Below are 10,856 nucleotides of genomic sequence, written 5' to 3' on the forward strand. Positions count from 1 at the left end.
CCACCCCCAAGACCACCCACACCAAGCTCAACGACCCCGCCAGCCCCACGGCACGGCAGATCTCAAACGCGGTCTGACGCGTAAATAGGTCCGGTTCAGGGGCTGTTTGGGCAGGACTCGGTGCCCGGTGGTCAGTGTGGCCGCCGGGCACTGGTCTGTGAGCGGTCAGGCTGCGCCTTCGATGGGATTGAGGGTGACGGTGTAGCCGAGCTGGTTGAGGGCGGTGACCGCGCGGCGGGTGGCGCGTTCGGGGTCGCGCAGGACGAAGTAGGTGCCGTCGAGTTCGTGGTAAGGGACGTTGTCGGTGAGCATGTGCCAGATCGCGGTGATGATCGAGTGCTCCACGGTGACCAGGGCCTTCATCGGTCCGCGGCGGGCGGTCAGCCGCTTGTAGCGGGCTTGTAGGTAGGTGTCCTTGGTTCTGGCTGCGCCGAAGGCGGCGAGTCCGAGGGCGCCTTTGAGGTACGGGTTGCCGGGGCGGACCTTGGTGGTTTTGGTGCGGCCGGCGGACTCGTGGCGTCCTGGGCAGACCCCGGCCCAGGACGCGAGGTGCCCGGCCGAGGCGAACCGGGTCATGTCCCCGCCGGTCTCCGCGATGATCACTTCGGCGACGGCCTGGTTGATGCCGGGGACGGTGTCGAGCAGGTCGAGGGCGCCTCGAAAGGGGGCCATCGCCTCCTCGATCCGTTCATCGAGTTGTCCGATGGCGCCGGTGAGCTGGTCGTAGTGGTCCAGGTGCAGCCGGGTGAGGAAGGCGTGGTGGGCGCGGAAGCGGCCGGTCAGGGCCTCGGTGAGTTCGGGGATCTTGTTGCGGAGCTTGCGTCTGGCCAGGTCCGCGAGGATCTGCGGGTCGCGTTCACCCGCGATGAAGGCCTCCAGCATGACCCGGCCGGAGACGCCCATGATGTCGGAGGCGACCGCGGCGAGTTTGATGCCGGTGTCCTTCAGCAGCTTCTCCAGCCGCTGCACGATCTGCCCCCGTTCGCGGGTCATCTGGGTGCGGGCCCGGGTCAGGTCCCGCAGCTCGCGCACCGGAGCGGTTGGCACGAACGAGGGGCGGACCAGACCGTGGGAGCCGAGCTGGGCCAGCCAGGCGGCATCGGAGACGTCCGTCTTGCGGCCGGGCAGGTTCTTGACCTGCCGGGCGTTGACCAGGATCACGTTCAGCTCCTCGGCCAGCAGGTAGTAGAACGGCTTCCAGTAGTCCGACGTCGCTTCGATCACGACCAGCGTCACCTCGGCGGCCAGCAGGTGGTCGCGGAGCGCGAGGACCTGGTTCGTCGTCGAACCCCAGGTCGTGGTCTGGGTGATGAACGACCCCCGTCGCTTTGTGCTCGGGGTACGGACGCACGCCTTGGCGTCCTTCTTGCTGATGTCGAGGCCGGCGCAGCGTTCGTGCAGCACGTCCACGGTCTTGTCCCTCCCTCACCGACGGCCGGACAGCTCGCCGTTCCGGGAGGGCCAGGGTGGAACAGGAATTCTGACGCGCGTGCTCACAGCAACACTCCACGGTTCCCGTGGACGGCCCTCGGCACCATGCTGACCTGCGAGCTCACTGGCATCACAGATGCCTCGGTTTCGGCCGGAACGAACACCTTCAGCGTCCCGGACCGGCTTCAGCCCACGTCAGGGCGGACAGAAGCACCTTCGGCGTGCGCCACGGCATTTACCACGCCCCCGGCGCGCACCGAAGGTGCGCTGAGTCGCTGACCTGCGAAAATACGTGGCAGACGAGTCGGGCTATACGCCGGATTTTGTCACCCGGTCGCCTCGCGGCGGCCGGGGAGACGGCCATCCATCTAGGGCCAACGTTGCCGCTGGCCTCGTGCGGTCTACCCGCGGACTCGGGCGGGCAGCCCTCAAACGTCCGCGCAGAGCACGTTTCACGGCGCTCCTCTTGACCTTGCTCCGGGTGGGGTTTACCTAGCTGCCCAGGTCACCCTGGGCACTGGTGGTCTCTTACACCACCGTTTCACCCTTACCCAGCGCCTGAGCACTGGGCGGTTTGCTTTCTGTGGCACTGTCCCGCGGGTCACCCCGGGTGGCCGTTAGCCACCACCCTGCCCTGTGGAGTCCGGACGTTCCTCGGGAAGCCCCCTGAGGAGCTACACGCGGCCGTCCGCCCGGCTCGTCTGCCGTGTCGACCATGTTAGCCGACCAGGCGCGGCTCCTTGTTTCTTCGATCAGCGACCGAAGAGTGGATCCGGAGCCTCCTTGATCTGCGCCCCAGCCGCGAGCTCCTTCGTGGAGTAGTCGAGCCAGAGCTCTCCGGTCACCCTGCCCCTCGCTCCCAGCTGAAGTCCTGCGGCCATTGCCCACTCACGAACGCGCGCCTCGGCAAGCAGCCCATCTGGGCCGAGCAGATCGCCACGCCCGGCTTGGTCAAGTCGGAAGGAAGCGGTCACCCGGTCCGGGACCCGCCCGCTGCCACCGATGGCTATCGCCCGCTGTTGAGCCCAGGCTCGGACGGCGTGCGTCTCAGTCTTGGGGATAACTGGTCGCGGACGCTGCCTGGCTTGTGTAGCCAGGCATCCACAACTACGGGTGTTCCCGGAAGTGACCTGAGACTGGACAGAAGTGATGATCTCGGGATTGCCGCAACCGCACCGGTAGTCGCGGACAATCTCATCTGGGTTTTCCGGATTCCGATAGGGCTCGGAAACGGGCGACAGCAGGCTGTCTGTATGCGGGGCCGTCGGGGAGAGGCGACGCGGTGTCGGCGGGGCCGCCTTCTTCGGCTTTCGGCGCGGAGGGCGCAGTTCGCCCCATACCGCGGTGATGTAGGCATCGGCAGCGGCCTCGTGCCGAGCAGTGCCACCGTTGAGGTAGGCGTCCAGGCCCGGCGTAGCCTCGGGAAAGCGCGCCGAGAGGGCCGAGGCCACCGCGCTGGCCTGCTGGTAGGCCGTGGCCCGTTCAGGTACCGCTACGACCAGAGCGTGGGGAGCCTCCATCTCCGGCAGATCGCCGATTCTCACGTGGATGAGCAGATCCAGGATCCCTGCTTCAACAAGTACCCGGCTCTTGTCGTTCTCGTACTGGCGGCGGTCTCTCTGTCTGGCCGAGTGGTGGAACGCTCCGTCGTACTCAAGGCCTACACGGACGCCATGAGGCAGATGGAAGACCGCGTCGACCTCGACGTCCTTGTAGCGCCAGTGGGCCGGCTTATGCTCGGGCGGAACTGTGAGACGGTGCGAGGCGAAGTCGGGCACGCCGTCCGGCAGCCGCGGGTCTCTGCTCGTCGGCGGTACAAGGTCGATGAGTCCCGACAGCTCAGCCACCAGCCGGACCTGTTCCTTCGATATCCCAGAAGTCGAGCACTTGCCGCAGCCGGTGCCCTGGACACGGTTGAGGATCGTGGCCTCCCACACGTGGCCGTGACGGCACCTCCAGGACAAGGCCGCGTACGTGCCTGCGCTGCCCGCTGCAGCAGCATCTTTTCGCGAAATGTTGTGCTGGCTCGTCGGCAGCCAACGCGGATCAAGGTCCGGAGCATCCAACTCGTCCGCGATTTCTGGGAACCAGGTGAGCAGCGAGTTCGTGTCGTCGATCACGTACCCCGCGCACACCAGACAGCCGTTCCCCTGAAGCGCCCGCTCTTTGATCACCGCTTCGAAACGGTGCTCAACCGGCCGCCAAAGTCCGGTACTTGGATCGACCGACCAGGTCCGGCAGGCCCACGGCACACTCTCGTGTGAGGCGTGGGTGATGTCGCTCGCTGGTATCTGTCCACGGTACTGAGCAGCCAGCGTCGGAAGGTCCGCGAGCCGGGTCAATCGACGGCACTCGGGACACCCTGCCCCCTTCTGAATGCGGTCCTTGGGCCAGGCCGGCCACGGCTCATGGCCGAAGGCAAGGGGGCACTGCCACATGTACGGACTGACCTCGCCGCGTCTCTGAGCTGTCGCCGAGACGTTCTCGGGATGGACGAGGTTGTCTTGGTGCCACTGCGCAGCGACCTCGGGGATGTCCGCCACGGTCATTTCTCCACGACCACCGGTACGGTTGTCCCACCGGTACATGACCGTGATCTTGTGCCGATTCCAGTAAGCAACGACCTCAGCCTGCCGGGCCTGGGCCACCGCGAGTTCCTTCTTGATCAGCTCACGGCGGGTCCCATTGAAGTCGTCCCAGACGGACCGCATCTGCCGAAGTATCCGTAACCGGTCCTCGCGCCCACCGATCCCAACGTCGAGGGGCGTCGGCTGAGGTGGCCAGGCGGCGAGTGCTGCCGCATCACTCCCGGACGCGTCTGAACCTTGAGATGCGCTCACGGCGTGAGGATACGAGCGAGGTCTGACAGAGCCGCACCGATGTCCATATCATCCGCATTTAACCAAGCCGGACACCTCGGACGATATTTTTATATCGTCCGAGGTGTCCGGCTGTCGGATGCTTTTCCCCTGGTCACAGCACTTTCGCCGATTGACGCCTCGGGCGACGAACGTCGCTCTGCGCTCGCACGTCGAAATTCGACCCGGATTCGACCCGGCCTGCCAATCTTGCCTTGCCGCACACGCTCTGAACTGGGCTTATGCCGGACGGGAACGAGACTCGGATGCTACGCCGGGTTCTGTGCCCCAGAGCGGTGAATGGCTCAAGTCGGCCGTGTCTGACCTAAGCCATTCATTGGCCGCATGCGGGATTCGAATCAGCGACCCACACGCTACAACTGCATCACGCCACCCATTTAGGAACAACCCTTTCCATGATCGGAGTCGGGTCCCCCTGACGGCGAGCCGGAGTGATCGTCAGGGACTTCAGGACGCACCCGAGCAGCATGCGCCGGTCAGTCATCGTCGACTCCTGCCATGCTGCCGCCAGTGCTTGGCCATCCGCGAAGAAGATCGACAGGTCGGCTTCGCGCGCGAGCTCAGCGGCTTCGCTTTCGAGCGTGTCGATGACTGATGTCTGCTCAGCGGACAAGAGCTTGAACCGGTCCTCGGCCATCGTTCCCTCCACGTAGAAATCGTGCTCCAGCTTGTCGCGACGGGACTTGGCGGCATCCAGCGCGGCCATGACGTCCTTCCTTCGCGTCTCCCGCTCGACGTCGTGAAGGACAGTCCAACGACGGACGATCGCGTCGAGGCCAGGGTCTCCGTATTCGAGTGCGGAGACGTGACTCAGCCACATCGCTTCGACAGCTGCGTCTATTCGCTCTGCACGAACCACGACGCCGGCGCAAACTTCCTTGCCGTGCACCGTGCGCGTGCGACACCTGTACATGCGGCCTCGGTTACCGCCACTACCAGTCATTGACCCCTTGCAGCGCGGGCAGGCAAGGACGCCCCCCAGGAACGTGGTGTGCGGGCGCTTTCCTCGCGACCCTCCACCGATCTTCGCGACACGATCGTCGATCAGAGCAAGAATTCGCAGCCGTTCTCCCGGCGTCACGACGCCCTCCCCGATGACGACCGGGTTGCCCTCAACGTCGCGAACCGGTTCGTCCGTGGGCACCCAGACGTCCAGTGGCTGGTCGAACTCGTCATACAGCCTGTTCTTCTCCGGCAGGAGGCCGGCCCAAGCTGTAGACCGGACCATGCGCGTGATCGCGCGCGCATCCCAGCGAGCCCCGTCGCGGGTCTTGATTCCCTCACCGTTGAGAGTGTGCGCCACACGCATCGCCGACCGCCCGAGCAAGAGATCATCCGCGATCCGGCGTGCATGCGGGTATTCGGAGGGATCCACCTCTATCCGCCCCGACCCCTTTGGAGACCGAACACCATACGGCGTTCGGCCCCCCGGCCACATTCCCGCTGCACGCGCGGCTGTCTTACCCGTGGTGACTCGCACAGTGAGGTCTTTGATCTCCTCGCGGGCCCGCTCGGCCAGAATGGCGAAGACGATGCGGGTGCCCTGCTGACTGGAGTCAAGGTTCTCCTGGAGGACGTAGAGGCGCGCCCTGCGCCGGTCGAATTCGTCCAGGGCGCTGCCGATGGCGGCCATACCTCGTCGGTCGAAACGGTCCGTCTTCCACACCGCCAGCGTTTTGACCTCGCCGGCGATGACCGCATCCATCGCACCTTCGAGCTCCACCCGGCGGACATGCGCCTTGGAGGCGCTCCGCTGCTCCAGCCACACCTTGCGCACGGTGAGCCCCTGCCGGTCCATCTCTCGGCGGAGATCGCGGGCGTGCTGCTTGAGCGTCTCGACCGTTTCCCGCTTCTTGCTGCGGCGGAGATAGAGATCAGCAAGGTCGTCCGGACGCTTACCCGCCAGCTCTTCGGGAGTCGCGTCCCGGAACTCCTCCGCCACCATCTGCTTCGCCATAGTTCCCTCCTACAACACAGGTCCGGCCGCTCCAAACGGCATATCTGTGCAGGTGAGGGCTGTGCTGTATTAGGCGGCGCTCTCCCAGGCCAGCGCCAGGAACCGCTCGATGCGGCCGAGGTCGAGCTCGACGGCGAGGGACACCGAGACGATCGCGTGGTCGACGTTGGCGGCGAGGATCTGCCCCTCGGACCGCTTGGAGGAGGTGGAGCGCACGAAGGCGGTACGGCGCGGCAGATACGCGCGTACGTAACGGGGGTTGCCGCCGGGTTCCACGGCGACCCAGTCGCCGGTGCACACGACGCGCATCGGATCGTGCGGGGTGACGAACGCGGTGTCGGCGCGCAGCAGCCCGCCGGCGGTGACGACGTCGCACTGCCCGCGGTCGACCCGGACGACACGCCCGGCCAGCAGCCCTTCGGGTGCGTAGGGGGCGAACTCCTTCGCCCACCTCTCGTCCCAGCCGTACTGGGCGAGAGGGTGCGACGAAGCCGAAAGAGAAGAGAGATTCAAGGGAAGCCCTTCACAGGGGCGGCCCCGGCTGCACGCGCTTGCAGGCGCGGACGATGCAGGAAGGCTCAGCCGGAGACCACAGGGGTGGGATGGATGAACTTCTGGATCTGGGCAGCGCCCAGCGCAACGACAGTCATCACGGTCCTCACCTCCTGTTCCTGTAAGAGCTCACACGTACTCAGCGGCTGACGCAGATCGTATGGGACACAGACGCCGCGATGCCAACCCTTATTCGCTGCGGCACCGACTTGTCAGCCCGGCGTGCCGAACCACTTGGTGATGACCTCGACCAGGTCCGGAGTCTGTGCTCGTGGCCTCTGCGCGCTCCAGAGTAGGTAGCCGTCCGGACGGATCAGAAGTGCTGGGGCCGGCATCGCTGTGGAGGAGTCCGGTACCACCTCCACGACGGACAGCCGGTCGGACCAGGGCGCGGCCGCAGTGACCTGGTCGGCTGCCTGGGGCAGGTGAACCATCAGCGGCTGCCCGTCACGCATCAGTGCGGCGAGGGTGGTGGTGCCCTGCGCGGTCTTCAACCGCAGGTCGGGGGCGAACGTCCCGCTGAGGGCGTCGTCGGGCAGGGACACGTCGTAGCGGATGTCAGTACCGCTGAGCATGCCGGTCAGGAACTCGTTCACCTGCGGCAGGTGCATCATCTCGCTGAACAGGCCCCGCAGTGAGTCCGTGAGCACCCCCGGGTGCATCAGGGCCACCTGGGCGCGCACGTTGTAGAGGACACGGGCCGCCACGGGATGCCGTTCGGCATGGTAGGTGTCCAGAAGTCCGGACGGGGCCCATCCCTTGACCTCGGCCGCGAGCTTCCAGCCCAGGTTCATGGCGTCCTGCAGGCCTGTGTTGAGGCCCTGTCCGCCCATGGGGAAATGCGCGTGGGCGGCGTCTCCGGCCAGCAGAACACGACCGCTGCGGTAGCTCTCGGCCTGCATGGCGGCGTCGCTGAACCTGGTGAGGTCGTGCGGGTCGTCCATCGGCACGGGACGGCCCGCGATCCGCTCCATCTCCAGCTGAAGTTCCTCGAAGGCCACCGGCGCGTGGCGGTCCGGTGCGGGACCTCGGAAGTCGTACGTGCACACCCGGCTGTGCCCGGCGGGGTTCAGCCAGACCAGGGTCCAGCCACGTGGTGTGCGCTGCCAGCCCGCCGGCGCGGTCCAGGGGTCGAGCAGGCGCACCTCCCCCATGAGGGCTGACACGGTGGCAGGCGTGCCGGAGAAGGGGATGCCGGCAGTGCGGCGGACGGCGCTGCGCACCCCGTCGCAGCCGACCACCCACCGTGCGGTGACCTGGTGCCGGGTTCCGTCCGCGCCCTGGAGGTCCACGCGGACCCTGTCGCCCTCGTCGTGGACGCCGGTGCACTCCTGGCCACGCAGGATCCGCGCGCCCAGTCCGCCGGCCCGCTCGGCGAAGATGTGCTCGGCGTACGCCTGGGGGCTTCCGACGATGACGGGGCCCTCCGCGCTCACTTCGGCAAGGTCCAGATCGAACATCCCCGCGAAGTGGAAGGGGACGCTGGTCTGTCTGCCGCGGGCCGGCCGCGGTTGTACGGCTTCGCGCAGCCCACGCCGGTGCAGGCTCTCCACGGTACGGGCATGCAGCGTGCCGGCCTTCGACACTCCGGAAGGGACGGGGAGTTTCTCGACCACCAGGGGCTGAACGCCTTGCAGCGCGAGTTCGTGGGCGAGCAGCATGCCCACGGGGCCGCCGCCCACGATCACCACATCGCTGGTGACCGGGTCCTCCGCGGCGTGGGGTGGCGGTTGTTCCACTGTGTATTCCTCACCTTCGTGCTGAGCGGGGTGGTGCGGGCCAGGTCGCCCCGCCCGCACCACCCCTGGTCGCCGGGTGTCAGCTGGGGGAGTGCTGCACCCGGTCGGCGTCGGCCCCTGCGACCGGAGCGGTCGCGGGGGACTCGGTCTGCTGGGCGGTGCTGCGACGGGGGATGGCGAGCGACGTCAGCAGGCCGAGCAGGACGGCGGCGGCGATGGCGAAGAAGGCGACACGGGTGCCGTCGGCGAGTGCGACCCGGTAGGCCTCGCCCTTCTGCGTCGTCGTGCCGGCGTTGGCGACGACGACGAACACCGCGAGGCCGACGGCGTATCCGGCCTGCTGGGTGGTGGAAGCGAGGCCGTTGGCGACGCCCTGTTCCCGGTCCGCGATGCCGGCGCCCGCGGCGACCCACATGGCGGTCCATACGATGCCCTGCCCGACGCCCATCACGAGCAGGCCGGGGACCAGTGCCGCGTATCCGTGGTCCGCGCCGGTGCCCAGGGCAAGGGCCAGCATGCCGATGGCGCCGATCGCGAACCCGATCACCAGGGTCGGCCGGGTGCCGTTGGCGGTGGTCAGGCGCTCGCCGATCTGGGTACCGACGAAGATGGCGGCCGCCTGGGTGAGGAAGGCCAGACCCGCCGTGAGTGCCTCGTAGTGGAAGACGTCCTGGAAGTACAGGGTCAGGAAGTACGGCACGGCGCCGAACGTCCCCATGAAGATGAACGTGATGAGCACTGCGGGGACCAGGTGACGGTGGCGCAGCAGCCTCATGGGCAGCATGGGCTCGGATCGCTTCGCCTCGAGGAGGAAGAACGCGGCGAGCAGCACGACGGCTCCGACGGCGGCACCGGCGATGGACGAGTCGCCCCAGCCGACTTCGGGCCCCTGGACGAGCACGTAGACGAGGAGTACCAGACCGGCGGTGACAGTCAGGCCGCCGGGGAGGTCGAAGGTGCGTGAGCCGGTCGAGGAGGCGGTGCGCGGCATCACGGAGAACGCCACCGCGATGGCTGCCGCGGCGAGGGGGACGTTGACGAAGAACACCGCCGACCAGCCGAACAGGCCGGTGAGCACACCTCCCAGAAGTGAGCCGAGGGTCAGACCGCTGGCACCGGCACCGCCCCAGACGGCCAGTGCGCGGTTGCGGGGGCGCCCTTCGGCGAACAGGGTGTTGATCAGGGCGAGGGTGGCGGGGAAGAGGACGGCGCCGCCGATGCCCTGGACCGCGCGGGCGGCGATCACCGTGCCCACATTGGTCGCGAGACCGCCGGCCAGAGAGGACAGGCCGTACAGAGCGAGACCGGCGATGAACATGCGCCGACCGCCGAACAGGTCGGCGGCACGGCCGCCGAGCAGCATGAAGCCGCCGAGAGTGACGGCGTAGCCGCTGACCACCCACTGCAGGGTCTGGTCACTGAATCCGAGTGCGGTCTTCATCTCGGGCATCGCGACGAACACGACGTAGATGTCGAGCGAGATGATCAGCTGGGCGAAGGCAAGTGCGAAGAGCGCCCAGCCCGGGTGGCGCAGTGTTGCCGGATCGGCGTCGCCGGTACGGGGGGTGGATGACACAGTCACTCCTTGTCGCGAGCGGGCTCGCAGCCGGGTGGTCGCAGACTGCCAGCGACCGGCTTTCGTTACGTATATACTCGTACCATCGTAGGCAGGAGGGTCGCAAGGCGAGCCCCACCGGCGACCATGTCGAGTGGCGCTCGTCATAGGGCCTACGGTCCGCGTATGTTCGTAATATGGCGGCATGGGACCCCGTCACCCGAAGACTGACCAGATTCGACTCGAAGACGTGTTCGCCGCTTTGAGCAACCCGATGCGCCTCAAGGTGGTGCGCACCCTCGCCGAGTCCGGCCCCACCCCGTGTGGAAGCCTGCTCGACGGCGTGCCCAAGTCCACGCTCACCCACCACTGGCGGGTCCTGCGCGAGGGAGGGCTCATCTGGCAGGAGGCCGCGGGGCGCGAGTACACGTTGACACTGCGCCGCGAGGACCTCGAACAGCGCTTTCCCGGGCTCCTGGACGCCGTGTTGCAGGCGGCGAGGGTGCCGGAGCCGCAGTGAGTTCGACCGGTCCCCGCGTCAGGGAAGGCGGATCGACTGGCCGTGCCGGAAGAAGTCCGCCGGATCCCAGTACGCCTTCACCTGCTGCAGCCGACGGTAGTTGTCACCCCAGTACAGTTCGTGCCAGGGCGCGTCCGAGGTGTTGTACCTCGCGTCGCTGAGGTCGATGTCGCAGTAGTTCACGAAACACCCGGAGGTCTGGTCGTCCGGTGCCGGCACGCCG

General features: G+C 67.2%; 7 protein-coding genes, 1 other RNA gene and 1 pseudogene. 1 reads left to right on the forward strand and 8 read right to left on the reverse strand.

Going from position 1 to position 10,856, the window contains the following annotated elements; translation table 11 throughout:
- Nucleotides 1-165 precede the first annotated feature (165 nt).
- The 7 genes and pseudogenes from KVT45_RS53775 to KVT45_RS53805 form a co-directional block, all read right to left on the reverse strand.
- Nucleotides 166-1,410 (reverse strand): IS110 family transposase, encoded by a 1,245-nt coding sequence (locus KVT45_RS53775; RefSeq protein WP_217562240.1) that lies wholly within the window; start codon nt 1,408-1,410, stop codon nt 166-168.
- 317 nt (nt 1,411-1,727) lie between these two features.
- Nucleotides 1,728-2,131: RNase P RNA component class A (gene rnpB / locus KVT45_RS53780), an RNA gene on the reverse strand.
- 52 nt (nt 2,132-2,183) lie between these two features.
- Nucleotides 2,184-4,142 carry a zinc-ribbon domain-containing protein gene (locus KVT45_RS53785; RefSeq protein ID WP_217562242.1) on the reverse strand — a complete coding sequence of 653 codons (1,959 nt, stop codon included), beginning with the start codon at nt 4,140-4,142 and terminating at the stop codon, nt 2,184-2,186.
- Nucleotides 4,143-4,674: 532 nt separating this feature from the next.
- A complete protein-coding gene (locus tag KVT45_RS53790; protein ID WP_217562244.1) occupies nt 4,675-6,267 on the reverse strand; it encodes a recombinase family protein in 1,593 nt (530 codons plus the stop codon).
- 78 nt (nt 6,268-6,345) lie between these two features.
- Nucleotides 6,346-6,780, reverse strand: a pseudogene (locus KVT45_RS53795) (GTPase RsgA); the annotation flags it as partial.
- Nucleotides 6,781-7,031: 251 nt separating this feature from the next.
- Nucleotides 7,032-8,558, reverse strand: coding sequence for an FAD-dependent monooxygenase (locus KVT45_RS53800; protein WP_308311163.1), 1,527 nt, complete (start codon nt 8,556-8,558; stop codon nt 7,032-7,034).
- Between the two features lie 79 nt (nt 8,559-8,637).
- Nucleotides 8,638-10,134 carry an MFS transporter gene (locus tag KVT45_RS53805; protein ID WP_308311164.1) on the reverse strand — a complete coding sequence of 499 codons (1,497 nt, stop codon included), beginning with the start codon at nt 10,132-10,134 and terminating at the stop codon, nt 8,638-8,640.
- Between the two features lie 184 nt (nt 10,135-10,318).
- Between KVT45_RS53805 and KVT45_RS53810 the strand changes: the two genes are divergently transcribed.
- Complete coding sequence (locus tag KVT45_RS53810; RefSeq protein WP_217562248.1) at nt 10,319-10,633, forward strand: helix-turn-helix transcriptional regulator; 315 nt, start codon at nt 10,319-10,321, stop codon at nt 10,631-10,633.
- Between the two features lie 18 nt (nt 10,634-10,651).
- Here the strand turns inward: KVT45_RS53810 and KVT45_RS53815 are convergent.
- Nucleotides 10,652-10,856: BBE domain-containing protein (locus KVT45_RS53815; protein WP_217562250.1), on the reverse strand; the 205-nt coding region annotated here is incomplete at its 5' end.

The organism is Streptomyces sp. GbtcB6, from assembly GCF_019091475.1.
In the GTDB taxonomy this organism is placed as follows: domain Bacteria; phylum Actinomycetota; class Actinomycetes; order Streptomycetales; family Streptomycetaceae; genus Streptomyces; species Streptomyces hyaluromycini.